The 26394-nt window shown below is 67.2% G+C and carries 22 protein-coding genes; 7 read left to right on the top strand and 15 right to left on the bottom strand.

Features of this window, described 5'->3' with window-relative positions; all coding sequences use genetic code 11:
• Nucleotides 1-17 precede the first annotated feature (17 nt).
• From BHE01S_RS14555 to BHE01S_RS14520, 8 genes are all read right to left on the bottom strand, one after another.
• Nucleotides 18-905 carry an NAD(P)-dependent oxidoreductase gene (locus tag BHE01S_RS14555; RefSeq protein WP_042265180.1) on the bottom strand — a complete coding sequence of 296 codons (888 nt, stop codon included), beginning with the start codon at nt 903-905 and terminating at the stop codon, nt 18-20.
• Between the two features lie 12 nt (nt 906-917).
• The gene (locus BHE01S_RS14550) at nt 918-1244 is read right to left on the bottom strand and encodes an NIPSNAP family protein (RefSeq protein WP_042265178.1); all 327 of its coding nucleotides are present in this window, start codon (nt 1242-1244) and stop codon (nt 918-920) included.
• 51 nt (nt 1245-1295) lie between these two features.
• Nucleotides 1296-2219 (bottom strand): NAD(P)-dependent oxidoreductase, encoded by a 924-nt coding sequence (locus tag BHE01S_RS14545; protein ID WP_042265177.1) that lies wholly within the window; start codon nt 2217-2219, stop codon nt 1296-1298.
• A 31-nt stretch (nt 2220-2250) separates the two neighbouring features.
• Nucleotides 2251-3636, bottom strand: a complete 1386-nt coding sequence (locus BHE01S_RS14540) for an MmgE/PrpD family protein (protein WP_042265175.1) — start codon at nt 3634-3636, stop codon at nt 2251-2253.
• Nucleotides 3626-4411 (bottom strand): SDR family oxidoreductase, encoded by a 786-nt coding sequence (locus tag BHE01S_RS14535; RefSeq protein WP_042265322.1) that lies wholly within the window; start codon nt 4409-4411, stop codon nt 3626-3628. Before BHE01S_RS14535 ends, BHE01S_RS14540 begins: the two co-directional genes overlap by 11 nt.
• Nucleotides 4412-4424: 13 nt before the next feature.
• Nucleotides 4425-5225 carry an N-acyl homoserine lactonase family protein gene (locus BHE01S_RS14530; RefSeq protein WP_042265173.1) on the bottom strand — a complete coding sequence of 267 codons (801 nt, stop codon included), beginning with the start codon at nt 5223-5225 and terminating at the stop codon, nt 4425-4427.
• Between the two features lie 53 nt (nt 5226-5278).
• On the bottom strand, nt 5279-6685 hold the full coding sequence (locus BHE01S_RS14525; protein WP_042265172.1) for an MFS transporter: 1407 nt from the start codon (nt 6683-6685) through the stop codon (nt 5279-5281).
• Nucleotides 6686-6855: 170 nt separating this feature from the next.
• Complete coding sequence (locus BHE01S_RS14520) at nt 6856-7758, bottom strand: LysR family transcriptional regulator (protein WP_042265170.1); 903 nt, start codon at nt 7756-7758, stop codon at nt 6856-6858.
• Between the two features lie 131 nt (nt 7759-7889).
• On the opposite strand from BHE01S_RS14520, the gene BHE01S_RS14515 reads away from it, so the two are divergent.
• The 3 genes from BHE01S_RS14515 (at nt 7890) to BHE01S_RS14505 (ending at nt 12319) form a co-directional block, all read left to right on the top strand.
• The gene (locus BHE01S_RS14515; protein ID WP_042265167.1) at nt 7890-9692 is read left to right on the top strand and encodes an acyl-CoA dehydrogenase family protein; all 1803 of its coding nucleotides are present in this window, start codon (nt 7890-7892) and stop codon (nt 9690-9692) included.
• Nucleotides 9689-10921, top strand: a complete 1233-nt coding sequence (locus BHE01S_RS14510) for a CaiB/BaiF CoA transferase family protein (RefSeq protein WP_042265166.1) — start codon at nt 9689-9691, stop codon at nt 10919-10921. The genes BHE01S_RS14515 and BHE01S_RS14510 overlap by 4 nt, the downstream gene beginning before the upstream one ends.
• 81 nt (nt 10922-11002) lie before the next feature.
• Nucleotides 11003-12319 (top strand): MFS transporter, encoded by a 1317-nt coding sequence (locus tag BHE01S_RS14505; protein ID WP_042265164.1) that lies wholly within the window; start codon nt 11003-11005, stop codon nt 12317-12319.
• Nucleotides 12320-12326: 7 nt separating this feature from the next.
• Here the strand turns inward: BHE01S_RS14505 and BHE01S_RS14500 are convergent, their stop codons facing one another.
• From BHE01S_RS14500 to BHE01S_RS14490, 3 genes are all read right to left on the bottom strand, one after another.
• Nucleotides 12327-14375, bottom strand: coding sequence for an EAL domain-containing protein (locus BHE01S_RS14500; protein WP_052405925.1), 2049 nt, complete (start codon nt 14373-14375; stop codon nt 12327-12329).
• A 221-nt stretch (nt 14376-14596) separates the two neighbouring features.
• The gene (locus BHE01S_RS14495; RefSeq protein WP_042265162.1) at nt 14597-15529 is read right to left on the bottom strand and encodes a 2-hydroxyacid dehydrogenase; all 933 of its coding nucleotides are present in this window, start codon (nt 15527-15529) and stop codon (nt 14597-14599) included.
• Between the two features lie 67 nt (nt 15530-15596).
• A complete protein-coding gene (locus BHE01S_RS14490; protein WP_042265160.1) occupies nt 15597-16574 on the bottom strand; it encodes an AraC family transcriptional regulator in 978 nt (325 codons plus the stop codon).
• A 191-nt stretch (nt 16575-16765) separates the two neighbouring features.
• Between BHE01S_RS14490 and BHE01S_RS14485 the strand changes: the two genes are divergently transcribed.
• Both BHE01S_RS14485 and BHE01S_RS14480 read left to right on the top strand, forming a co-directional pair.
• Complete coding sequence (locus tag BHE01S_RS14485; RefSeq protein WP_042265159.1) at nt 16766-17818, top strand: NAD(P)-dependent alcohol dehydrogenase; 1053 nt, start codon at nt 16766-16768, stop codon at nt 17816-17818.
• 299 nt (nt 17819-18117) lie between these two features.
• On the top strand, nt 18118-19080 hold the full coding sequence (locus BHE01S_RS14480; RefSeq protein ID WP_042265157.1) for a LysR family transcriptional regulator: 963 nt from the start codon (nt 18118-18120) through the stop codon (nt 19078-19080).
• A 13-nt stretch (nt 19081-19093) separates the two neighbouring features.
• Here the strand turns inward: BHE01S_RS14480 and BHE01S_RS14475 are convergent, their stop codons facing one another.
• Entirely contained in the window at nt 19094-19735 is a 642-nt protein-coding gene (locus BHE01S_RS14475; protein WP_245639744.1) for a C39 family peptidase, read from the bottom strand.
• Nucleotides 19736-20079: 344 nt separating this feature from the next.
• Between BHE01S_RS14475 and BHE01S_RS14470 the strand changes: the two genes are divergently transcribed.
• Complete coding sequence (locus BHE01S_RS14470; RefSeq protein ID WP_042265155.1) at nt 20080-20934, top strand: helix-turn-helix domain-containing protein; 855 nt, start codon at nt 20080-20082, stop codon at nt 20932-20934.
• 56 nt (nt 20935-20990) lie between these two features.
• On the opposite strand, the gene BHE01S_RS14465 is transcribed toward BHE01S_RS14470, so the two are convergent.
• Nucleotides 20991-22832 carry an ATP-binding response regulator gene (locus BHE01S_RS14465; protein ID WP_174479505.1) on the bottom strand — a complete coding sequence of 614 codons (1842 nt, stop codon included), beginning with the start codon at nt 22830-22832 and terminating at the stop codon, nt 20991-20993.
• Between the two features lie 52 nt (nt 22833-22884).
• A complete protein-coding gene (locus tag BHE01S_RS14460; RefSeq protein ID WP_245639743.1) occupies nt 22885-23430 on the bottom strand; it encodes a molybdopterin-dependent oxidoreductase in 546 nt (181 codons plus the stop codon).
• Nucleotides 23431-23703: 273 nt separating this feature from the next.
• On the opposite strand from BHE01S_RS14460, the gene BHE01S_RS14455 reads away from it, so the two are divergent.
• Nucleotides 23704-24651, top strand: a complete 948-nt coding sequence (locus BHE01S_RS14455; protein WP_042265151.1) for a phosphoribosyltransferase — start codon at nt 23704-23706, stop codon at nt 24649-24651.
• Nucleotides 24652-24663: 12 nt separating this feature from the next.
• Here the strand turns inward: BHE01S_RS14455 and BHE01S_RS14450 are convergent, their stop codons facing one another.
• Complete coding sequence (locus BHE01S_RS14450) at nt 24664-26340, bottom strand: ATP-binding domain-containing protein (protein WP_042265149.1); 1677 nt, start codon at nt 26338-26340, stop codon at nt 24664-24666.
• Between the last annotated feature and the right edge of the window lie 54 nt (nt 26341-26394).

Below are 26394 nucleotides of genomic sequence, written 5' to 3'. Positions count from 1 at the left end.
GCTCCAAGGCAGAAAGATCAGGACGCGTCGCCATCGAGCAGGCGGTACATTTCGGTGTGGTCGGTCGCGGGCGTCGAACGTTGCGCGGCTTCGTCCCACATTGCCGTGCAGGTCATGCCGAGCGTCATGGGATAGCCGACCGACTGCGCGAGCGCGCGGGCGATCTTCAGATCCTTGTTCATCAACTGCAACGCGAAGCCGGAGGCGAACGTGCCGCTCAGCATGAACGGCTTCACCTTGTTTTCCGAGGTGTTGCTGCGTCCCGACGATGCGTTCAGCACGTCCGTCATCACGTCCGGCTCGATGCCGAAGCGTTGCGCGACGTGCAGCGCCTCGACCGTGGCGGCCAGACCCGCCGCCGACACATAGTTGTTCAGCGCCTTGGCCGCATGTCCCGCGCCCGCGCCGCCGATATGCAGAATGCTCTTGCCCATCGCCTCGAGCACGGGCTTGCATCGGGCGAGCTCGTCCGCGTTGCCGCCGACCAGAATCGCCAGCGTGCCCTCCTTCGCTTTCTTCACCCCGCCCGACACGGGCGCATCGAGATACGCGAGACCGCGCTCTTCGAGCACCGAACCGAGCTTGCGCGAGCGTTCGGGCTCCGACGAGCTCATGTCGATCACGGCGGCACCCTTCGTGAGCAGGCTCGCCCAGCCATCCGCGCCGTCGCCGAGCAGCACGCTTTCGACGATGGCCGAATTCGGCAGCATCGTGATCAACGCGTCGAGCGACGCAGCATTGTCCTTGCCCAGACGCTGTGCGCCCGTTTGCGCAGCGAGCGCGTCGGCGCGCGCGGCGTCGGCGTCGTCGATGAAGAGGCCGAAGCCGGCGTTGACGAGGCACTGCACCATCGGCGCGCCCATCATGCCGAGCCCGATGAAACCGATTCGCTGAGGTTGCGTCATGACATTCCTCTCCTAGCGCAGCGCGGAAAACGCGGTCGGTGTCAGGAAGTGATTCTCGATGCGCTCGACGATCGGCCTCTCTGCTTCCGTCGCGGCGCGCTTCGCGATCCACTCGGCGTCGGCCTGAAACGCGTTCCACTTCTGCTCGCGCTCAGCGAGGCTTTCCCATTTCAGCATGTAAGTCAGCGCATGGTTGCTGGGCCCGATCAGCGTGGTCCAGAAGCCGATCTGCTCGATGCCGTACTTTTCGAAAAAGCCCAGCGTGGTGGACGTGAAACGGTCGAGCAAAGCCGGCAGGCGGGTCGGCGCGCAGTGATAAATGCGCATTTCAACGATCATGTGATTCTCCGTAGTTGTGTTTCTGGCTCGCAGTGTCGCAACAAAGGCGGCTCAGTCCGCAAGCCCTTCGACGGACGACCAGCGCTCGACGTACTTGACGAGTTCCGTCATGTCGCGCGCGCTGCCGTCCTGCATCGCGGCGTAATTCCAGACCTGGCGCGCGACGCTGCCCACCCACATCGGCACGCCGAGCGCCTGGCATTCGTCGACGGCAAGACCGATGTCCTTGCAGACGCTGCCGACGGGAAAGCCGAAATCGAACGTACGCGGCAGCACGTGCTTCGGAAACTTGTCGAGCGTCGCGCCGTTCTTGCCGCTGCCCGCATTGATCACCGACATCATGACGTCCGGATCCAGCCCGCCGCGCATGCCCGCGACGAACGCTTCGGACGTGATCGCGAACGCCGTAGACGACAGCATGTTGTTCAGCAGCTTGAGCAACTGCCCTTGCCCGGCCTTGTCGCCCACGACGAAGACTTTGCCCAGCACGTCGAACAGGCCGCGCACAGCGTCGAGCGCGGCGGGATTGCCCGCCGCCATGATCGCGAGCGTGCCCTTCGCTGCGCCCGCCGCGCCGCCGCTCACCGGAGCGTCGACGGTTTCGATGCCGTTTGCCAGCAGCCCTTCGGCAACTTCCTTTTCGATGCGCGAGCCGACCGTGGACAGATCCACAAGGATCTTGATCGCGCTGCCTTCGATGAGTCCGCCGTCGCCTAGCGCGACCTGCTTGAAGATCGCGGGCGTGGGCAAGCTCGTGAACACGGTGTGCGCGCTGTCGGCCACTTCCCGCACCGATGCCGCCGCCTGCGCGCCCATCGCCTTCAGTTCCGCGACGGCCGCCTGATCGCGGTCGTACACGATGAGGCTGTAGCCCGCTTCGATGAGCCGCCGCGCCATCGGCCGCCCCATCGTGCCGACGCCGATGAAACCGAGCCGGCGACCGCTCTGTTGACTGGATGCTTGACTACTCGACATGACAATCCTCGTAAATGAAAGCGTCTCTGCGTTATTCCGAGCCACGGGCGCGCGTGAGACGCACCACGGCGGCCGCATCGGGCTCGGCGTCGAATTTCCATAGCGCGTCGGCGAGCGGCTGCGCATCGATGCCCGAGCCACCATAAGCCGCGAGCCGATGCAGCTTGTCCGCCAGCTCGACGTTGGCGAGCGGCGCGGCGAGACTGCCGCGCGCCGCCTGCACGCGATGCGACAGGCGCTCGCCCGAGCGCAGCACGATCGTCACTTGCGCCGATTCCACGGGCCACGCAGCGTTATCGACGAAGCGCAGCCGTCTCGCCAATGCGCACAGCGACGCATCGGCGACGGCGGCATCGGTGAACTCTTCGAGTCCCGCCTTGGCGCGCGACAGCGCCACGGCCACGGCATGCTGCGCGCTGACCTGCGATTCGCGGCCCGTGCGTACGCCCGGCCGGTCGGTGCGCTCGCGCAGCAGCGGATGCCCCGTGAGCTCGATCTCTTCGATATCGTCGATGGACCAGCGCGCGCCGCGACGCAGTTCGAGGCACGCGTCGATCACCGGATTGAGCACCACGCCGCACGGATACGGCTTGTAGGTGTTCTTCAGCAGCGCCCACTCGCGTCCAAGGCCTTGCGTGAGCGCATGCCAGTGCGGCTTCGAGGCCGTCACGCGCAGAAAGCCGCGTTCGCCTTCTAGCGGCGCGACGGGGCCGGAAAAGCCGTCTTCGGCGAGCAGCGCCGACAGCAGCCCGTTGCGCGCCGCGTTGCCGACGCCGATGCTCTTCGACATCGTGCCGAGCGTTTCGACGAGACCGCCCGTCTGGGCGGACGCATTGCCGAGCGCCCACACGATGGCGTCTTCGTCGAGTCCGCGCGCCTTCGCGGCGGCGGCCGCGGCGCCGAACACGCCGCACGTCGAGGTGATGTGCCAGCCGCGCTGATAGTGCTCGGGCGACACCGCGTCAGCAATGCGGCATTCCACTTCCACGCCGGTCACGAATGCGAGCAGCAACGCCTCGCCGCTCATCGCATGCGACTCGGCGAGCGCGAACAGCGCGGCGGCAACGGGCGCCGTGGGATGGAGAATGGTCGGGATATGCGTGTCGTCGAAGTCGTAGACGTTCGCGCTCATCGCGTTGAGCGCGGCCGCGTTCAGCATATCGGTGCGTTCGCTGCGGCCGACGAGCGTCGCGTCGTTGCCGGCGCGAAAGCGGCCATAGACGGACACGGCCTTGTCGAGCGTCGGATCGTGCGAGCCTGCCAGCGCGACGGCGAAGTAATTGACGAGCGAGCGTTTCGCTTCGCGGCTCACGGCGGCGGGCACGTCGCGCCACTGCGTGCCGGCCACGAAGCGCGCGAGCGCGCGGGTCAGTGCGCCGTTTTGCAGCGCGCGTGCATCGATGGGATCAGCCTGCAAGCCAGCCTCCTTCGATCGGCATCATCGCGCCCGTGATCTGGCTGGCCGCCGGCCCGCACAGAAACACGACCATCTCGCCCACGTGCGCCGCCTCGACGAGTTCGCCGGTCGGCTGCTTGCCTTTGAGGAATTCGCGCAGCGCATCGCTGCGGTTCAGGCCGCGCTCGTCCATCAATGCGTGGATACGGCCGTCGATGTTCGGCGTGAGCACCGAGCCCGGACAGATCGCGTTGCACGTGATGCCCTGGCTCAGGGTTTCGATCGCCACCGAGCGCGTGAGTCCGAGCAGCGCCGTCTTGGTCGTCACGTAATCGACGCGATTGGCGACGGCGCGCGCGCCGTACACCGACGTCATGTTGAAGATGCGGCCCCAACCGCGTTCGCGCATGCCGGGCAGCACCCGCTGGATCGCGCGAAACGCGGCCGTGAGGTTGACGGCGAGCGCATGGTTCCAGTGATCGAGCGGAAATGCGTCTACGGCCGCGAAATGCCGGACGACGGCATTGTTGACCAGCACGTCGAGCGAGCGCACCCGTTCCTGCGCCGCGCCGATCAGCGCATCGACGCCGGCTGGCGTCGCGAGATCGGCTTGCACATAGGCGACGTTCACGTCGAACGCGTCTTCCAGCTCGTCGGTCGTGCGCATCATCTGCCCCGGCGTTTCCAGCCCATGCAATACGATGTCGCATCCCGCGCCCGCCAGCGCCCGCGCCATCGCGAGACCGAGGCCGTTCGACGAACCCGTGACGAGCGCGCTCTTGCCTTTCAGGATCATCTCGCCGCCCCGCTCAGCGCGCTTCTGCATCGAGCCGCACGATCCAGCCCTCCGTCGCGCGGTCATGCGACGGATAGCGCGTCAGCACGGCGGGATCGTGGCCGGGAATCACATGGTTCGGCGAGCTCGCCAGCCGGTGGGCGGCTTCGTAGCCTTCGATCATGTCGCCGACGTTGTAGACGATGGGGAACGGCCGATGCTCCTGCATGTTCGCATAGAAGTGCGAAGCGTCCGACGCCAGCACGACCCAGCCGCGCTGCGTATGCACGCGCACGATCTGCAGGCCGTTCGTATGTCCGCCGACCCAGTGCACGCTCAATCCCGGCGCGATCTCCGAGGCGCCGTCATGGAACTGCACGCGCCCTTCGAACAGGCGGCCGACCATCGACTTCACGTCCTCGGGTTCGAACGGGTGGCTCAGTGCGTGATGACACATGCAGCGGCCCGTGCAATAGGCCATCTCCCGGTCCTGGAGGTGATAACGCGCGCGCGGGAACAGCGCATGATTGCCCGCGTGGTCGTAGTGCATGTGCGTGATGATGACGTCTTCGACGTCGCCGGCGCGAATGCCGATCTGCTTGAGCCCGTGCTCGACCGTGTTCGTGATCGTGCGGCCGCGCTTGTCGGCCATCGCCTGGTCGAAGCCCGTATCGACGATGAACGTGCGCGTGGGGCCCACCACGGCCCAGACGAAGTAATCGAGCGGCATCGGCACGTCGTGGGAGTCGCCGCCGATAAAGTTGTCGCCTGAGCGGCGCTCGAAATGCGCATACTTGACTGCGTAGATCCGGTAGTTCTCAGCGGGCGATGACATGTCTCAAGTGTCCTTTTGTCTGGTAATCCGTTTGGAAATCCGTGCGGCGCCCTTCACTCCGCCGCGGTCCTTGCGCCGCCTTCCAGCGCTGGTGCGCCCGCGGCGTCGGCGGCAATCGCTTCGAGCGAGCGTTGTTTCGTTTCCACCCCGAGCACGCCTACGATCAGCGCCTGTATCAGCAGCGTGCCGACGATCAGCGTCAGCACGCCCGCTATGCCGAAGCGCATGAATGCGCCCGCCACCGCATACGGCACGACAATGCTGACCGCCCGGCCCGCCGTGTTGGCCAGCCCCGAGCCGCGCAGCCGCAGTTCCGTCGGGAACAACTCCGGCACATACGTGGCAACGCTGAACGACGACAGCACGTAAATGCCGGCCGTGATCGCAAAGCCCAGCGCCGTGATCGCCACCGCCGACTGCGCGAACGGATAGGCGGCGCCGAAGCCCGCACAGATGAGTGAAAACAGGACAATGCCCCACTTCCGGCCAACGCGCTCGGCGAGGACGAATGCGATCAGCGAACCCACGGGACCGCCCGCGAACATCAGCGCCGTGATGCCGAGCGAGTTCGATACGCTGTGTCCCTGCTTCACGAGGAACGTCGGTATCCAGCTGACGAAAGCGTAGTTGACGGTGAAGAGCGCGACGAGAACCGTGATGGCCGTGATCGTGCGCGTGAGCAGCCGGCGCGAGAACAGATCGCCGAGCCGGCCCGAATCGTCGGCATCGCGCGCATGGAACTCGCGCGCGAGGGACGCCGTGGCGCTCGCTGTGCGGTCCACGGGGCTGCCGCACGCGGCCTCGATGCGCTCGACGATTTGCCGCGCTTCGCCGGCGCGTCCGCGCGAGGCGAGCCAGCGCGGCGATTCCGGCATCGACTTGCGCAGGAACCAGACGAACAGCGCGCCGCATCCCGCGATCGCGAACATCCAGCGCCAGCCGTACTGCGGGACGATCAGCCAGCCGAGGAAGGTCGAGAGGAACAGCGACGTGTTGATGATGAGATTGAGGATCGTGCCAAAGCGGCCGCGCCAGCCAGCAGGAATGAATTCGCTGAGCGTGCCGTATCCGACGACGATTTCCGCGCCCATGCCGATCCCCATCACGAGACGGAAAAAGATCAGCCAGTCGATCGACGGCGCGAGCGCCGCGGCAATCGATGCGAAGCCGTAGATGCCGAGGTTGAACTGATAGCAGAAGCGGCGTCCGAAGCGGTCGCCGAGTACGCCGGAGAGCCACGCGCCCGTCATCATGCCGATGAAGGTGACGGAGACGAACGTCGCGTTCTGACCCAGCGTGGACTCGCCGCTGTGAACCATTGCTGCAAGCACCGCGCCGGCAATGTAGATGTCGAACGAATCGAAGTACATGCCGGCCGCGATCAGCCCCAGCAGGCGCCAATGGAAGCCCGACAAGGGAAGTTTGTCGAGGCGCCCTCCAATGCTGGCATCCGTCTGCATGGTGCTGTCTCCGTAAGGTTGGCTTTTCTGGCCGGCTCGCGGCCGCCTTCTCCAGACGGCAGACCGTCCGCTTGTTGACGGATTATATTCCTGTCATACAATCCGTCAAGCAGACTATTTACAGAGATGCCGGTGAGGGCGCCGTTCACTGGACCCGTTTTTGGTGCCACTCACGGGCGTGGCGTCCCCCCTGTTTTCCTTTCGCCCCCAAGATAGCCCGCAAACCCCTGCGCCAGTGCGTTCGCCTCGCCACTACGCAAGAGCCTTAGCACCTGCGATTCATAAGGATTGCTAGCCAACTGGCGAAAGACCACGCGCCCGCCGCCCGTAGCCCCGAGCGCGGCGGGCACGAGCGCGACGCCCATGCCGAACTCCACCATCGTCACGACGGTTTGCCAGAGCCGCGCTTCGTGGCGAATCTGCGGGCTGAATCCGGCCTCCACGCAGGTCGCGATGATCTGGTCGTGATAATGCGGCGACACCGAGCGTGGGAACAGGATGAACGGTTCGCGCGCGAGCGTGCCAAGTTCGATGCGGCGCCTGCGCGCAAGCCGATGCCCTTGCGGCAGACAACACAGAAACGGCTCGGAAAACAACCGTTCCGATTGCACCTCGGCCGGAAAGCGCCCCCAATGCGCGAAGCCGAGATCGATCTGCAGGCGCTGGAGCGCCTGCACCTGCTCGGCGGTGTTCATCTCGCGCAGCACCACTTCCACGGCGGGATGATCGGCCTCGAAACGCCGCACCGCTTCCGGCAGCCCGCGATAAAGCATCGAATTGACGAACCCGATGCGCAGCCGCCCCGCCAGCCCGTGCGCGGAGCGCGCCGCGATGCGCCGCACCTCGTCGGCCTGCGCCAGCAGCCGCCGCGCCTCTTCGAGCAGCACAGTGCCGGCGTTGGTCAGCGCGACCGCCTTGTTGGTGCGCTCGAGCAGTTGCACGCCTAGCTGCTCCTCGAACTTGCGGATGTCAAAGCTCAGCGCCGGTTGCGAAATGAAGAGCCGGCGCGCCGCGCGCCCGAAGTGCAGCTCTTCGGCCACCGCCACGAAATAGCGCAGTTGCTTGAGTTCCATCGCAGGCTCCTTGGTCGTTCCATCGATAGATGGCATTTATCGTACATGACATCGGTTGTATTGGACGGTTATCGAAGCCGTGCCTAAGCTACGCCGAATCGCAGAGTAAAACAGCATGGAGACAGCACACGATGAGCGATCGCCCCCCCTTCGCCACCCGGTCCGCACCGGCCGCGCAGGCCCCCGCGGCAAGCGGCTCGGCCAACATCCCCGACAGCCGCGGCATCAACTTCTATACGAGCGACCCCGGCTTCGCGCCCCTTTTGCGCAGCTATCTCGGCGATGCTGCTTTCGGCGCAATCGAACCGCGCCTCGTCGCGCTCGGCCAGCGCGCCTCCGAAGAGCTCGACGCGCTCGCGCTGGTCGCCGACAAGCACCCGCCCACGCTCGAACAGCGCACGCGCAGCGGCGCAGCGATCCAGCGCATCGACAAGCATCCCGACTACGTGGCGCTCGAACGCGTCGCCTACGCGGAGCTTGGCCTCGCGGCCATGAGCCATCGCGCGAACGCACCCGCGCCGCTCGTCAAATACGCGCTCACCTATTTGTTCGTGCAGGCCGAGTTCGGCCTGTGCTGCCCGGTGAGCATGACCGACTCGCTCACGCGCACGCTGCGCCGCTTCGGCTCGCCCGAACTCGTTGCGCGCTATTTGCCGATGCTCGCCTCGCAGGACTTCGACACGCTCTACCAGGGCGCGATGTTCATGACCGAGCAGGCAGCGGGCTCGGACGTCGCGCGCATCGCCACCCGCGCCACGCGCGAGCGCGACGCGAATGGCGAAGACGTGTGGCGTCTGTACGGCGACAAGTGGTTCTGCTCGAACGCCGACGCCGATCTCGCGATGGTGCTCGCGCGCCCCGACGACGCGCCGCCCGGCATCAAGGGCCTCGCGCTCTTCCTGCTGCCGAAGACGCTCCCCGACGGCACGCGCAACGCCTATCGCATCGTGCGCCTGAAGGACAAGCTCGGCAGCCGCTCGATGGCGAGCGGCGAGATCGCGCTGGAAGGCGCGCAGGCCTACCTGATCGGCGAGGTGGGCCGCGGCTTTCATCAGATGGCGGACATGATCAACATGTCGCGGCTGTCGAACGGCGTGCGCGCGGCGGGCCTCATGCGCCGCGCCGTGACCGAGGCGCTGCACGTGGCGCGCAACCGCGAGGCGTTCGGCTGCAAGCTCATCGAAATGCCGCTGATGCAGCGTCAACTGCTCAAGATGATGCTGCCCGCCGAGCAGGCGCGCTCGATGTTCATGCGCATTGCTACGCTGCTCGCACGAGCCGATACAGGCGACGAACTCGCGGCAAAGTGCGTGCGCATCCTCACGCCGCTCATCAAGTTCCGCGCCTGCCGCGACGCGCGCCGCGTCACCGGCGACGCCATGGAAGTGCGCGGCGGCGTGGGCTATATCGAGGAGTGGAGCGATCCGCGCCTCGTGCGCGACGCGCATCTCGGCTCGATCTGGGAAGGCACGAGCAATATCGTCGCGCTCGACGTCGCGCGCGCGGCGAAGCGCGAAGGCGCGCTCGATGCGTTGACGCAGCACGTGCATGCGGAACTGGCGCAAAGCGGGCTGCCTGAGACAAGTACGGCGCTTCTGCGCGACGTGTTCGACCGCGCGGGCGCGGCGCTCGCGAGCGTGGCCGAATGCGGCCGCGACGAATCGGTGCGCCAGGCCGCGAGCGCGCTCTATCACGCCACAACGGCGGCCCTTATGGCCTGCGAAGCCGCGCAGATTTCGCGCGGCGCCCGGGATTACCGGCGCCTCGCATTCGCGCACCTGCTCGTGCGCCACAAGCTGCTGCCGCGCGACCCGCTCGCGCTCGACGAACGCGACGAACACGCCGCGACGCTGCGCGCGCTCGTGGACGAACGAGCGCTGACGCTCGATCAAGCCATGCAACCGATTCCAGCACACCGGGGCGACGCACGATGAACCCAACAAAGGAGTCCCCAGCAACCACGGTGAACGGCGCGCTGCACGGACTGCGCGTGATCGATCTGAGCCGCGTGCTGGGCGGTCCGTACTGCACCCAGGCGCTCGCCGATCACGGCGCCGAAGTCATCAAGCTCGAGCCGCCCGACGGCGACGAAACGCGCGGCTGGGGCCCGCCCTTCGTCGGCGATACGGCGTCGTACTATGTTGGCGTGAACCGCAACAAGCAGGGCATCGCCGTCGATCTCGCGCGCGAGGAAGGCCGCGCGATTCTGTGGCAGCTGCTCGAAGGCGCGGACGTGCTGGTCGAAAACTTCAAGCCGGGCACGCTCGCGCGCTGGGGCATGGACTACGAGCGCGATCTGCGCCCGCGTTTTCCCCGCCTGATTCACTGTGCGATTTCTGGCTTCGGTCCCGACGGCCCGCTCGGCGGCCTGCCAGGCTACGACGCCGTGATTCAGGCGATGGCGGGCCTGATGAGCGTGAACGGCGAGCACGACGGGCCCGCGCTGCGCATCGGCCTGCCGATTGTGGACATGGTCACGGGTCTGAACGCGCTCGCCGGCATTCTGCTCGCACTGGCAGAACGCGAAAAGAGCGGCCTCGGGCAGTCGGTGGATATCGCACTTTACGATTGCGGCGTGTCGCTCCTGCATCCGCATTTGCCGAACTTTTTCGGCAATGGCCGCACGCCGCAGCGCAGCGGCAACGCGCACCCGAACATCGCGCCGTACGACAGCTACGCGACGCTCAGCGCGCCGATCTTCCTCGCGGTGGGCAACGACCGCCAGTTCGCGAAGCTCTGCGCGCACCTGGGCGTGCCCGGCCTCGCCGACGACCCGCGTTTCGCCGACAACCGCAGCCGCTGTGCGCATCGGCCGGAACTCAAGGCCGCGCTCGAAGCGCGGCTCACCGCGCACGAATGCGAGCCGCTCGCGCGCGACCTGATCCGCGCCGGCGTGCCGTGCGGCCCCGTGCAGACCGTCGACGCCGTGGCCGCGCATCCCCACACGCTGCACCGCCGGATGATCGTCGAGATGGAAGGCTATCGCGGCACGGGCGCGCCCGTGAAGCTCTCGCGCACGCCGCCCACCTACCGCACGCGAGCGCCAGCGCTCGGCGCCGACACGCGCGCCGTGATGGACGCACTCGGCATCGACGCCGATACCCAGCAACGGCTTTTCGAAGCCGGTATTGTCAAGGAAGCCGAAACGATTCCAAGCACCTAGCATTCCATCCGACCTCAACGGAATACAGACCGCGGAATACAGACCGGCCCAAGCCGGCTCACCCCGATCAAGGAGACACGCATGACCCGCCCCGGCACCCCCCCTGCGCGCCAGCCCGCCCGCGCTTCGCTCGCCGCCTTTGTCGGCACCACCATCGAGTGGTACGACTTTTATATCTATGCCACCGCTTCGGCGCTCATTTTCGGCAAACTGTTTTTCCCCTCCCACGAGCCGTTCTACAGCACGCTCGCGTCGTTCGGCACCTTCGCCGTGGGCTTCTTCGCGCGCCCCTTCGGCGGGCTCGTGTTCGGGCATCTGGGCGACCGCATCGGCCGCAAGAAGGCGCTCGTCGCGACACTGTCGATTATGGGCGCCGGCACCGTGGGCATCGGCTTTCTGCCGACCTATGCGAGCGCCGGCGCGCTCGCCCCGGCGCTCCTCGTGCTGCTGCGCGTGGCGCAAGGCATTGCGATCGGCGGCGAATGGGGCGGGGCGGTGCTCATGGCGGGCGAGCACGCGCCGAGGGAAAAGCGCACGTTTCTCGCCTCGTTTGCCCAACTCGGCAGCCCGGCCGGCCTGATTCTCGCGCTGCTGGCGTTTCGCAGCGTCGCGCATCTCGAGCGGGACGCGCTCTTTTCCTGGGGCTGGCGCTTGCCGTTCATCGCGAGCGCGGTGCTGCTCGTGGTGGGCCTGCTGATCCGCTCGGGCGTGGGCGAGTCGCCGGAATTCGAGGCGATCAGGACGCAGCGCCGTACCGCCGCGATACCGGTCGTCGAAGTGCTGCGCGATTCGTGGCGCGCCGTGCTGCTATGCCTCGGCGCGAATGTGATCGGCGTGGCGGGCGCGTGGTTCGTCAATACCTTCATGCTCAACTACACCACGCAAACGCTCGGGCTCGACCGCGAGCTGATTCTCGACTGCCTGTTCGTCGTCGCGTTCATCCAGCTTTTTACCCAGCTCTTTTCCGGCTGGTTTGCCCAGCGCGTGGGCGCCGGTCGGTTCCTCGTGCTGGCCGCCGCACTGGCCATGATTTCGCCTTATCCGATGTTCGTGCTCGTCTCCACCGGCCGGCCGGTCGCCATCGTAGCCGGCATTGCCATTGCCGTGATGTGCATGTGCAGTTCGTACGCGGTGATGGCGGGCTTCATGACGAACGCGTTCCCGGTACGCGTGCGCTACTCGGCTATTTCGATTTCCTACCAATGTTGCGCGGCGCTCGCGGGCGGCCTCACGCCGCTCGTCGGCACGCTGCTCGCGCACGGCTATCCCGGCCAGTGGTGGCCGCTGGCCCTGTTCTACAGCGCGTTGGCGGCCATTTCGCTCGTGTGTATCGCGGTGCTGCAGCGCAAGCAGCCGTCGGCCGCACAAAGCGATGCGGGGCTTGCGTTGCAGGATTGACGCCCTGCTACCCGGCCGTCGCAATGGCCTCGATCACCCCGTTCAGCGCCACGCGCCATGCTTCGCTGTTCGGGCCTTCGGTCAACAGCGCGCCCACCACCTGCCGGTGCAACGCATCGCGTTGCGAGCCGGCCGGCAAGATATCGCCAAGGCCCGCCAGCGACTGCGCGAGCGCTACGCTGCCGCTCTCGCCTGCTTCGCGCGTCAAGGCGCGCAAGAGGTCTTGTGCCGCTTCGGGCACCGCCGCGATCATGAGCATGCGCTCTTCCCAGATCACGAAGCGGGCGAGCCGCGCAAGCAGGCTCTCCGTTGCGGCGCCGCCTTCGACGTTCGCGGTCGCGGCGAAGGCCGGCGTCGTGTCGAGCCATTCGATGAGGCGCGCGCCTTCCATCGGCCTCGCGATGCCATAACCTTGCGCGCCGTCCACGCCGAGAATGGCGAGCGCGCGAAGGAGGTCGAGCGTATCGACGCCTTCGGCGAGCACGCGTCGTCCCAGCGAATGACCGAGGCGCGTCAACTGGTAGATCACGCGCAGCGTATTGAGCGCGTCGCCGCCGCTCACCTTCACCATCTCGCGGTCGAGCTTGATCCAGTCGAACGGCAATTCCCGCAGACGCGTGAGGCCGCTATGCCCGGCGCCGAGATCGTCCTGCGCGAGCAGCACGCCCAACTCCCGGAACTTCGCGAGAATGGCGCGCTGCCCCTGGCTCAGCGACAGGGCTTCGTTCTCCAGAACTTCCAGCGTGAGCCGCGCGGCCGGGCAACCGTGCGCGGCCAGCGCGGTGCGGGTGGCATCGTAATAGCGGATGTCGTTGAGCGCCGCCGGCGGCAAGTTGATCGAGACGTCGAGGTCGCGGCCCTGGGCGTACCAGCGTCCGCGGTCGGCGAGCGCCTGGTCGATGCCGCGTGCGAAGAGCGCGAGCAGATCGTCGGAGGAGAGCGCCGAAAGAAACTCGTCGGGCACGAGCAGGCGCTCGCCGTCGCGCAGACGCGCCAGCGCTTCGACCTTGGCCGCCCTGCCCGTTGCGAGGCTGAGCAGCGGCTGATAGTGCATTTCCAGCGCACCGGTGCGCACAAGCGCTGCCCAATGCTGGCGCACGCTCACCGGCACTGCGGCGCCCAGGCCGTCGTTGGCGGCGATGCGCATCGCGGCGCAACCGAGCAGCGTTTGCAGCAAATCGACGAAGGCCACCTGATCGGGCCCGACGAAGCCGCCCGGAAACGCGCTGTACAAACTCAGTACGGCGAGCGGCGGCTGCCCGGGCGCGGCCAGCGGTATCGCCACCGAAGAGCGCACGCCTTCGCGCGCGGCGAGATCGCGCCACGGCGCCACGAGCGGATCGGTCTGGTAGTTGACCACGCGCTCGGGCTTGCCGCTGCGCCAGGCGCGCCCAATGCCCCCCTGCCCTTGCGGGTGGTCGGCGCGCACACTGATTTCCTGATCGTGCGCGGCGAGCACGTTGAGCATGCCGCCTTCCGTCTTGCCGCCCGCGCCGGCCTCGAAGTGAAAAATGCCCGCTTCATCGGGGCGGCCGATGGTGCAGGCGCTCACTTCGTCGTGCGCCGCCAGCGCGGCGATCACCTGGTCGATGAAATTCGTGTAGCTGCCCGCTTCCCACACAAGGCGCGTGATGCGCAACAGCGCCTCCTGCTGCGAGTCCTGGACGGCCTGATACGCCTTGAGTTGCCACGCGAGGTCGGCAGTCAGCCGGCGCGCGTAGAGCGAGAGTTGTTGCGTGCTCACCATGCGGCCAATGTCCGCGTAGATCAGCTCCTGAAGAATGCCGCGGCTGCGCACGAGTTCTTCCTTGTCGAGCCCGACAATGGCATGAATGCGGCCAATGCGCTGCGCCATGTCCTCGTGCTCGCGCGCGCTCAGGCCGACACTGGCGAGAGCAAGAAGATTCTGGATCTGCCGCGCCTTGAGGTGCGCGAGTTCCGCCGCCGAAAGCATTTCGAGGATGCGGCGGGATTTGGGCAAGCGACCCAGCTCCTCGTAGAACCGGTTCACCACGTGGGCCGCGTGCTCGTGCAGCGCGCCAATCAGCGTTTTCATTTTTGAGCCTTCGATATCACCGCCCCGGCGTCACGGCCCAGATGTGCGAATCAGGCAGGGTGGCGCGCCAGGTTCATGGCCATTGTGGTCATTAGCGGCCGCTCGAACAGCGATTGTGGCTCGCACAGAAGGAATGATACGTCATGCGCCGCCGGCGCCCGCGCACGGCCCGCATACACGAGGCGGCGCACGCGGGCGCTAAAAGCCCCCGGCGCCCGCCTTCAAAGCGGTGTGAGCAGCGCTTCGCCCGCGAAGTGGCGCGCCGCGTTTTCGGCGAAGTGACGCACCGTGGCGAAGCGAACGTCGGGCGACGCGCCGGCCACGTGCGGCGTAAGCACGATGTTCTCTAACGCGATGAGCGCAGCGGGCGGCTGCGGCTCGCCCTCGTAGACGTCGAGCCCCGCGCCGCCCAGCGTTCCCGCCCTCAGGGCGAGGGCAAGCGCGGCCGTATCGACCACGCTGCCGCGCGACACGTTGACGAGAAAACCCTGCGGCCCCAATGCATCGATCACGGCGCGGTCGATCAGATGCTGCGTTTGCGCGCCGCCCGGCGTCGCGACCACGAGAAAGTCGCTCCATTGCGCGAGCGCCGTCACACTCTCGAAGTAGCGCGCCTCCACGCCTTCGCGCGGCCTGCGGTTGTGATAGCCGAGTTCCATGCCGAAGCCCGCGGCGCGCCGCGCGACCTTCTCGCCGATATGCCCGTAGCCGACAATGCCGAGCCGCCGCCCCGAAACCGTGGGACGCATGGGCAGCGCGTCGCGCCAGACACCCGAGCGGCAGGCGGCGTCGAACTGCGGCACGGCTCGCACGGCCGCGAGCAGCAGCGCGAGCGCATGGTCGGCCACACAGTCGGCGTTGACGCCCGCGCCATTGCACAGCGCAATGCCGCGCTCGCGTGCGTGGTCGAGCGCGATATTCTCATAGCCGGCGCCAAGCGCGCCCGCCAGTTCGAGCGCGGGCATGCAGTCGATTTCGTCTGCGGTGAGGCCCGTCGTGCCGTTGGTGAGCACCACGCGCACGTCCTTGCCGCGCTGCGCGACCGCTTCGGCGCGCGCAGCGTCATCGGGCGCGTAGATCACGTCGAATTGTTCGCCAAACCCGGCGAGGTCTTCATCGGCAAGCCGTATCAGGACCAGCAGACATGGCTTCATGGTCGTGTCACCCTTGCGTCGTTGTTTCGATCTGCGAATCGAATCCCGCAGCGCCCGCGCGCGGACTTCACACGGCCGTCACATAGCGCGGCGGCAACACCTCGACGCGCGGCGCGGCCGCCGCCGCGGTGTCGCGCGCCCGGCGCATCTGGTCGGCAGGGCTCATGCCAAAGAGGCGCTTGAACTCGCGGCTGAACTGCGACGCGCTTTCGTAGCCCACGCGCGTGGCCGCCGCGCTCACGGTCAGGCCGTCGTGCGTGATCAGGAGACGCGCATGATGCAGGCGCGTGGTCTTCACGTACTGCATGGGCGACGTCGAGGTGACGGCCTTGAAGTGCGCGTGAAAGACGGCGAGGCTCATGCCCGCCTCGGAGGCGAGCGTTTCGACGTCGAGGTCGCCGCGGTAGTCGGTGTGAATGCGCCGCAGCGCCTTCGCGATACGCCCGAAGTGATGCTGATGCGTGAGCGCCGCGCGAATCGCGTCGCCCTGCTCGCCCATGAGCACGCGGTAGCAGATCTCGCGCACGATCGAAGGGCCGAGAATGCGCGCCTCGTGCGGCTGCGCGAGCGCTTCGAGCAAGCGCAGCACGGCGTTCGAGAGCGTGGCGTCGAGTGGCGTGGCGTAGATTCCCGAGGGTTCGGATACCGCGCGGCGCGGGTCGTCGAGCGCCATGAGCAGTTCGGCGACGGTCGTGAGATCGACGCGGATCGAAATGGCGAGAATCGGCTTTTCGGGGCTCGCCTCGGTCTCGCATTCGAACGGCATCGGCACCGAGAGGACCAGGTATTGCTGGGCGTCGTAGATGAACACCTGGTCGCCGAGAAAGCCGCGCTTGCGCCCCTGGCAGACGATGAAAATGCTCGGCTCGTACATGACCGGCTGGCGCGGATGGCTTTCGCTGCCGCGGTAGAGCCGCACGCCTTCGACCGCTGTGGCGTGCACGCCGTCGCGCTGCGTGAGTTGCATGAGCAGGTCGACCGTGCGCGCCTGCGTGGCGGCCGCCGGCGCGATGGCCGCCGCGGCGAGGGTTTTGACGTAGCCCATATCGGTTGTGCCCTAAAAGATGGAGTCAGGCAGAGAAACAGGCTTGCCAATCTATCACCGAACTCGTGGATGTGCTGCGCGCCAGGAGAATCAGGCAAGCCTTCGATAGCTTCAGGTATTCCCTGGGTGGGTCCCGGTCCTTACGATGGGAACCCTGCCGCAACCGCCACGCACCAGAGGAGAGCCACCCCATGTACCCAACCTACGGATACGCCGCCCGCGACGCCGCCTCGCCGCTCGCCCCGTTCGAATTCCAGCGCCGCGACCTGCGCGAACTCGACGTCCGTATCGACGTGCTGTTCTGCGGCGTGTGCCACTCCGACCTCCACCAGGCGCGCGACGAATGGCGCAACACGATTTATCCGGTCGTGCCGGGCCACGAGATCGTTGGCCGCGTGACCGAAACCGGCAAGGGCGTCACGAAGTACAAGGTGGGCGAACTCGTTGGCGTGGGCTGTCTCGTCGACTCGTGCCGCACCTGCCCGAGCTGCGCCGAAGGCCTCGAACAGTATTGCGAGAACGGCTGGGTCGGCACCTATAACGGCGCCGACCGCGTGAGCGGCGACATCACGTACGGCGGCTACTCCACGCAGCTGGTGGTGGACGAAGCGTTCGTGCTGCGCGTGCCGGAAAACCTCGATGCCGCCGCGGCCGCGCCGCTGCTGTGCGCGGGCATCACCACGTACTCGCCGCTGCGCACGTGGGGCGCGGGCCCCGGCAAGAAAGTCGGCATCGTGGGTCTCGGCGGCCTCGGCCACATGGGCGTGAAGCTCGCGCATGCCATGGGCGCGCATGTGGTGCTGTTCACCACGTCGCCCTCGAAGATCGAAGACGGCAAGCGCCTCGGCGCGGACGAAGTGGTGATCTCGAAAGACCCGGAGCAGATGAAAGCGCACGCCAACAGCTTCGACCTGATCGTGAACACCGTGGCCGCGCAGCACGACCTCAACCCGTTCATCGAGCTGCTGCGCCGCGACGGCACGATGACGCTGGTGGGCGCGCCCGAGCACGATCACCCGTCGCCGCAAGTGTTCAACCTGATCATGAAGCGCCGCCGTCTGGCGGGCTCGCTGATCGGCGGCATTGCAGAAACCCAGGAAATGCTGGACTTCTGCGGCAAGCATGGCATTACGTCGGATATCGAAATGATCAAGATGCAGGACATCAACAACGCCTATGAGCGCATGCTCAAGAGCGATGTGAAGTACCGCTTCGTGATCGACCTCGATTCGCTGCGCAAGTAACGCGCACGCCGCGCGGGCAACCAGACCCGCGCATCCGGACGTAACGCCCTGCCCCGCCGGGCCATCCATTCCGGATGGCCCGCCAGCCCTTCCCCTTCGAGGTCTCCTTTTTGGCCTCCCGTAGTCGAGCCGGCGCCCGCGGGCGCCGCCATCCGATCGTCATCGCCGTTTAACCGCTGAGCGTCGCTTTCCGCGAGACGCCGGCACCGCGAAGCGCCTGCGTCGCTACGCGGCTCACCCTTTTTCTGCAGCTGCGCGGATTTCGTTCAAGCCACAAGCCCATTCTCAGGAGCTCGCCCGTGATCGACCGCATCCAGGCGATGCGCACGTTCGTGCGCATCGTCGACACCAATAGTTTCACCAAAGCCGCGCAGTCGCTCGATATGCCGCGCGCCAGCGCCACCACGCTGATGCAGAACCTCGAGTCGCTGCTCGGCACGCAATTGCTCGTGCGCACGACGCGGCGCCTTTCGCTTACGCCCGAAGGCGCCGCGTATTACGAACGCGCCTCGCAGATCCTCGCCGACATCGACGATGCCGAAGCGAGCGTGCGCCAGTCGCCCGGCGCGATCGGCGGCCGCTTGCGCGTGGAGATGCCGGGCCTCATCGCCAACGCGATCGTGCTGCCCGCGCTCGACGCCTTCCACGCGCGCTATCCGCAGATCGACCTCGCGATCGGCGTGAGCCTGCGCAACGTCGATCTCGTCGGGGAAGGCGTGGATTGCAGCATCCAGCTCGGCGAACTGCCCGACTCGGGCCTCGCGGCGCGGCGCCTCGGCGTGCTGGAGCACGTGACCTGCGCGAGCCCCGCGTACCTCGAGCGGCACGGCGCGCCGCAAACGCTCGACGATCTCGCGCGGCATCCGGTCGTCAACTTCCTCTCGCCGCTCACGGGCCGCCCGTTCGAGTTCGACTTCGAAGTGGACGGCAGCCCGACCAAGGTGAAGGTGGACGGGTTCGTCCATGTCTCCGACGAGTTCGCCTACCTCACCTGCGGTCTGCAGGGCTATGGTCTCATCCAGCCGCCGCTGCTCGCGGCGCAGCCGTACCTCGACAGCGGTGCGCTGCAAGAGGTGCTGCCGCGGTGGAAGCCGCTGCCCACGCCCGTATCGGTGGCGTTCGTGAAGTCGCGCCAGCTGTCGCCGCGCGTGCGCGTATTCGTCGACTGGCTCGCGGAGCTGTTCGAGGACGCGGGCGCGATCAACCGCGATCTCTCGCGGGTGAGACAGCTGCTGGAGGGACTGCAGCCAGTGACGGCCTGACGCCGGCGCGCCTTCAGCGCGGCCGGGCAAGCGCCATGCCCCGCCGCGCGTGAAACCGCGCGACCGTCTCATAAGGCAGCCAGGCATCCGCCTGATACGGCGCGATGCCGGAGGGATTGTGGAACCAGACGCCGCCGTCGCCGCGTCCGTGCAGCAGGATCAGGTGGCCGCCCTGGCCGGGGTGCATCCGCGAGGGATAGCGGATTTCGGGGCTCACGGAGACGATGGCGAGCGTGTCGGCATCGATGCGCGCGGCGCTCGCCTCGATGCCCTCGTCGGTCATCACCTCCACGCGCACGCCAAACGCGGCTTCCACCCATGCGGCGAACGGACGGTAGATCAACCCGTCCACCCCGCCATCTTCGCGCACGCGATACACGCCGTGCCGCAACGCCTCTTCCAGCATCTGCGCGCGCGGCGCATGCGCGACGCCCCAATAGTCGAGCGCCGATTCGAGGCAGGTCAGGCCGCACAGACGCCTGGCCCAGAAGCGATAGGCGTCGGCCTCGGTGAAGCCGCTCGCGCGCCAGTGCGGGTCCTCGCACGGGTCGGCGCCGCGCTCGACGATGGGTGCCACCCAGTCGGCGCTGCCCCACTGGCTGTAATACGGCACGCCCTCATGCCGCCATGTCCCGCCGTTGCGCACATCGTCCAAGCGATACCCCTCGCCGCAGTATGGTTGATCCTCCGCGCGCGAACGCACGGCGTTCAAAATCGTGCATCTTCGCAGCCGCGCGTCGTCCCCGCAACGCCGCGGATATCGAAAGCCGGGCGTAAACGCCGTCGAATATACGCTTACATTCCCGTTATCCGGCGCCGCATTACATTTCGCTAAAATAGCGCCGCCGTTTGGCAATTTATGCGTTTAGAATATCGTGCTCCCGCGTGCAGGCCGCGTGCAGGCCGTGTGCAGGCCGCGCGAGGTCCGGTCATACCGGCCCTGCAGCGCCACGGCATGATCAATCAGAAACCGAATCCACGAATCCCCTTTTGAGCAGTATGTCGAACGTTGCATACACAACCGACTCGGCCTCGGTGGCGGAGCGCGTACGCGAGCTGATGAGCCGTCACGGGATCGGCAAGCGTCAGCAAACGACCGAGCTGTGCCGGATTCTTGAGCTGAGCTTTTCACAGGGGCACCGCAAGCTGCGCGGCAACAGCCCGTGGACGCTCGCGCAGATCAAGAAAGTGGCCGAAGCGTTCGGCGAACCCGCGGGCCAGTTGTTCGGCGCGCAGTTGCTCGACCCCGGCATGGTCGGGGCGAGCGCTCAGGAGGCCATGCTCTGCGTGAGCGCCGCCGAGCTGCCATGCACCGCGTGGATCGGCGCACCGGTCGAGGCGGGCAGCCGCCCCGACTTCGTCGCCTACGAAAAGCAGGGCCAGTGGCGCGTGGTGCGCCCGGACGGCGCGCTTTACCAGAACGCGCGAGAAGTCCACAAGATCGAGATCTACCCGCGCCGCGCCGAGTCTGACAAACCGCTCATCGCCGTCGTGGACGACGACCGCTCCTCCGCCGACAACCTGCGCGACTACCTCGAGCACAGCGGCTACACGGCGCTCGCGCTGTACGGCCTCGCGGCGTTCAACGAAGCGCTCGAGAGCAACGTGTTCGACGGCGTGGTGATCGACTGGCTGTTCGGCAGCCAGACCGCCGCCGAGGCGATCCGCAGCGTGCGCGCCTCCGAAAACCCCGACGCGCCGATCTTCGTGCTCACCGGCGAACTGCTGACCGGCAAGGCCAGCGAGTCGGAGATCAGCCTGGTCGTGCGCCATTACAACGTCGCGTGCTATGAAAAACCGGCGCGCATGGCGATTCTTGTTGCCGATCTTTCGAAGCGGCTCAATCGAGGGTGAGGGGCGCCCGGCGCGCGGCGTTTTTTTGCTGGCTTTATGCGACGGGCCACACACAGTCAAACCGCCGCCCGCGGCACACTCAACGCCCGCTGCAACGCCGCGCGCAGCACCTCGTAATGCACCGGCTTCGTAAGCCGATCAAAAAACAGTGCGCCCTCACAGCCCAGCGCGTCCTCAGGCAGCGCCGCGAGCCCCGCCACGTCGGCGCTCACTGCAATCACGCGCGGCCGCGCAAGCACGTCCTGCGCGTTTTCGAGCCCCGCCACGAAGTCGTAGCCGTCGCGCCCCGGCATATGCAGGTCGAGCAGCACCACGTCGCACGCCTCGTGCGCGAGCAGCGCGAGCGCGCTGTCGGCGTCGCCGGCCGCGAGCGCGCGGTAGCCCATGTGCGCAACCATCTCGCACAGCGAATCGCGCACGAGCGGATTGTCGTCGACGACGAGCACCTGCGGCACCGTCCGCGCGGGCAGCGCCGCTTCGGCCACGGCCGCGGGCGCCGGCGGCTCGACCGGCGTGACAGGGATGCGCACGGTGAAGGTCGTGCCTTTGCCCACGCGGCTTTGCGTCTCGATCGTGCCGCCAAACAGCTCGACGAGGCCGCGCACGATCGCGAGCCCCATTCCCGCGCCCTCGTAGCGCCGCGAGCGCGACGTGTCGAGCTGCGTGAACTCCTTGAAGATGAGCGGAATCTGGTCCGGCGCCACGCCGGGCCCCGTATCGCCGACGACGATCACGAGCGTGTCGCTGCCACCTGGCTTCGGCGCGCCTTCCTCGTCCTGCGATGGCCGCGCGCCCCTCGCTGGCGCCTGCAGCCAGAATTCGAGCCGCACCTTGCCGCGCTCCGTGTAGCGGATCGCGTTCGTGACGAGGTTGCCGGCAATCTGGCGAATACGATGCGGGTCGGCCACCACGCGCCGCTGCGCTCCCACCCACGCATGCTCGAACACGAGCCCGCGCGAGCGCGCGGCCTGCTCGTTCTCGTCGACGATCGACTGCAGCAGTTCGCGCGGCTCGAACTCTTCCTGCCGCAATTCGAGCTTGCCCGCGCCGAGACGCGCGTAGTCGGTCAAGTCCTTCGTCTGCGCTTCGAGCTGGCGCGCGGCAGTCTCGAGGCGCTGTATCACCTTGCGGTCGGCTTCCGAGTGCGAGTTGAAGCCGAGCAGCTCGATCGACGAAACGATCGCGTGCAGCGGCGTGCGCAACTCGTGGCTGATCATGCCGAGGAAGGCGTCCTTCGCCATGCTCGCTTCGCGCGCGGCGCGGCTCGCCTGGTGCTCGGCTTCGAGCGCCGCGCGCTGCTGGTGCAGCAGGCGCGTGCGCCGGTAGCCGTTCATCACGAGCAGCACGCCCGCTGCCGCCGAAAGCACGAGCAGCACCAGCCCGGACGCGAATAGTTCGCGGCGTTTGGCGATGAAGTCGTGCCGGATCGCTTCGCGCTCGGTCACGTCCGCGAAACGCCGGTTCAGCGCCAGGTCGGTCACCTGGGTCCAGTGCAGGTCGAGCGCCATAAGCATCGGCACCGCGCGTTCCGGGTTGTCCGCGAGCGTCGCGATTTCCGCGTCGAATGGCGCGATCGTCGCGTAGAGAATGGCGAGATCGGCGTCCTGGCGCTGCTTCAGGCCCGGCGTCGAGTCGAGCGAGAGCGTCGAGCCCTTCATCACGTTGAGCTTCGACTGCAGCACCTCGTAGCGCAGCCGCACCTTGTCGAGATCGCGGTCGATGCCATCCGCGAACATCAGCAACTGGCTCTCGAAGCGCGCGTAGGCGATCTGAAGCTGCGCGGCGTCCCAGTACAGGCCGTCGTAATTGCTCGTGATGCGCTGCACGACCTGCGGATTGAGCAGGTTCGCATAGAGCAGGTAGCCGACCGCCACCACGGGCGGCGCGAGCGCCGCCATCCAGATGATCGCCTGCAGCAGGCGTCGCAAGGGACGTTGTATCACCCGCTACTCACCGCTTGATCGTCATCGACCTGATCTGCCACGCGAACTTCGAGTCGCCGGCCGGGCCGTCGAGCTCGAGAGGATGCTGGTCGCGTGGGTAGATCAGGAACAGCGGGCCGAAATCGCTCACCTTCAGCCGCTGGCCGTTCATCGCATAGGCGACCACCACGCCGTAGCGCGCGGCATCGGCAACGGGCACGACGCAGGTGTAGTCGTCGAGCGTGTGGATCTCGATCTGGCTGCCGTAGGCGCCCACGGTCTTGAGCACGTCCGAAAGCAGCGGGCCGGTGAAGGTCGAGCGTGGCGTCCACGTCGTGGCCGTCGTGATCGAATGGGCCGGCAGCGCGAGCAACTGCGCCTCGCTGAAGTGATATGCCGTGTGGGACGCGTTGTTGGTCACGCGCACCTCGCCATCGACGTCGAGCGAGAGCAAACTCGCAGAACCCGCCGCCTGCGCCGAAGGCGCAAAAGACGGCGCCGCGCCCGCGAGCGCGAACGCCGCCACGGCGGCCCAGCGCCGCCGCCAGCCTGGCCATCCCATCCAATGCCACATCTTGCCCGAGCCCTTTCGCGCGATGATTCGCGTCGTTGTCGTGTGTCTTCGTGCGGCGCCGCGCCGCCTTTCCTGCTGCTTTTCCCGCGATTTTCCGCAACCTCCACCCGCCACGCGCAGCAAGCGCGGGTGAGCATAGGCATAATATCGTCAAACATTGGACTGACAACAGCCGTCTTTTTCTCGTATTCGCCATCGGAAACGCGCGTTGCGCATGTGCCACGTGTGTGCCATGCATATGCCATTTACGCGTTTCGTCACCCATTTCAACCCATGGATAAACCTGTCGTTCCGCTCACCTACGAACAGCTCGATCACTGGGTCGAGACGCTGCAACCGGCGCTGATCGCGGAGGAATTCGATCTCGTGGTCGGCATCCTGCGCGGCGGAGCGCCGCTCGCGCTGATGGTTTCGCACGCAACGGGTGCGGGTGTCGCCTTCCTGCGCTATGACCGCGCCACGCGCGAAGTGCGCTGGGACTCCACGTTGCCGCTGCCCGAACCGGGCTCGAAAGTGCTGCTCTGCGAGGACATCGCGGGCCGCGGCCATACCCTTGTCGACTGCATCGCGTTCCTGAGCGAACACGGGCTCGTCGTGCGCACGCTCACCGGCGCCTACGACGACCTCAGCCGTTTGCGCCCCGATTACTCGATCGACGCGAGCGGCTATTTCGCGCTCTTCCCGTGGGAGCGCCAGGCCTACACCGACCGCTATCGCGCCGACTGGATCCGCGAGGGCGAAGGCGAGGGCACGCGCATGGCCGAGGACCACGAGTACGCCGTCTACGCGATCGATCTCGACGGTGTCCTGCTCCCCGATATTCCCGTCTCGCGCTACGACGAAGACCTCGTCGCCGCGCTCGCCGAGCGCGATGAGCTGGTGCCGTTCGAGCGCCTGCCCGGCATCGACATGAAACGCGCGCGCGCGATCATCACGGGCCGTCCGGAGATCGACCGCGAACGTACGCTCGCCTGGCTCGAACGCCACGGCTTCGGGCACCTCGAACTGATCATGCGCATGCCGGACGCACACGCCGACACAGCCGCGGCCGTGGCGGCGCACAAGGCCGCGGCGGCCATCCGCAGCGGCGTCACGCACTTCATCGAAAGCGATCCGGTGCAGGCCATCCTGATCGCCCAGACCGCGCCGCTCCTGCGCGTAATCTGGTGGAACGCCCAGGCGCGCACGGGCACGCTGATCGGCGCCTCGGCCTGGAGCTGAGCAAGCCAGCGCTCAGACGCCGCCGCGCCGGCCCTCGATGAACCGCGCGGCGCGCGGCGACGCCACCACGATCAGCTTCATGGCCGCGCGCGTCGCGCCGACAAAAAGCTTGCGCGCGGCGCGCTCGTCGAACGATTCGAAGTCCACCTCGGTCAGGATCACGCACGGCGCGGACTGTCCCTTGAAGCGGTAGATCGAATCGAGCAGCACGTCGCCCTCGCGGTACTGCGGGTTGCCGAACAGGTCGTATTGCCCCGTGAAGCTGCGCAGCCGGTGCGGGCCGAGCTGATCGAGCGTCGTGAACAGCGAATGCTCGCGGCCGCGATAGGAAAGCACGACGATGTCCTGCTTGCGAAAGCCGAGCGAGAGCGCCTGCGTGATCGCGCGTTTGGTCGCCAGAACGACGCCCGGCTCGGCGCCGGGTTCGTTTTCATGCTCATCCCAGCTCGCCACCGTCACGTCGGAGCCATCGAACGGGCTGCCCGCCGCGAGCTGCGCGATGGCGGGCACGGCCGGTCCGGCCACATCGCGAACAAACGCGAGGATGTCGCGCGGGCTGCGGTAGTTCGTGTTCTCGCGCAGCACGGTCCAGCCCGCCAGCGCGAGCGGCTCGCGCACGTACAGGTTCTGCAGCGGATCTTCCAGCCACCACCATGCAGCGTCCGGCCGCAGCAGACGCGCGAGCGCGCCGACCCACGGCTCATGGAAGTCCTGCCCTTCGTCGATGATCAGCACATCGAACTGCCAGCGCCCGGCAATCGGCATCTCGCCGAAGCGCCGCACGAGGTCCTCGAACGCGCCAGGGCTCCCGAAGTCGGGCACGTGGCCGCCGTCACGCGCGACCCAGTCGCACAGCTGGTGATAGGTCGCCACCTTCGCCCCCGGCGGCGCAAGCTGCGCGATGTGGTCCGCGAGCGGCCGGTTGAAACACACGTAGAGCGTGCGCGCGCCGCGCGCCACCGCGTCCTTCATGACCTGCACGGCCAGCTGCGTCTTGCCCGAGCCCGCCGTGCCGATCACGCGCAGCCGGAACGGGGCGAATTCGAGCCGCCGCGCCCACGTGGCGAGCCCGCCCGCGAGCCGCGTGACGAGCGTGCCGGCCGCGCCAAGCAACGCGCTGGTGTCGGGCGTGAGCGACAGTTCGTCGGCGAGGAAGTGGTGGATCTTCGCGGCGCACGGCAGGCGCGGCTCGTCGGCGGGCATGGCTTCGAGCACGATGGCGGCGAGCTGCGTCTTGCGCGTGGCGTCGACGATGCGCGCCGGATTCACGCCCGCGATGGCGGGCTCGCGCACCACGTGGTCCGGGCAGTAGAACAGCTCTTCGAGCACATAGGTCCCCGCGCCGAAGGTGGCGGTGAAGCGCCGGTGCAGCCCTTCGACCGTGCGCGCCAGTGCGATCGCCACGTTGCGCTCGGTTTGCATGTACGCCTTGACGAGCCCGCGCGGCGTTTCGCGCAAAAAGCCCGTTTTCTGTTCGACGATCATCACGCGCCCGGCCGGACTGACGATCACGAAATCGGCCTCGCCGAAGACCGAAAAGCCTTCGGAAAGCCGCGTCCAGTGCACGCCGTGATAGACGGTGTAGCCGTTCGGCAAACCGCGCGCGAGCGCGGCGAGCGTTTCTCGCTCGCGCGCGGCGGCGCCGGTGGCTTCGAGATGCTGCCAGTCGTCGGGGACAATACGGGCCATGGGCGGGTCTCGGGCGGAGGTTGAGGTGCGTGGCGGCCGCGCAGGCAATCGAGG

The sequence above is a fragment of the Paraburkholderia heleia NBRC 101817 genome (assembly GCF_000739775.1).
In the GTDB taxonomy this organism is placed as follows: Bacteria; Pseudomonadota; Gammaproteobacteria; order Burkholderiales; family Burkholderiaceae; genus Paraburkholderia; species Paraburkholderia heleia.
The sequence above is the reverse complement of the archived record's forward strand: the minus strand, read 5'-3'. Positions and strand labels throughout refer to the sequence as shown.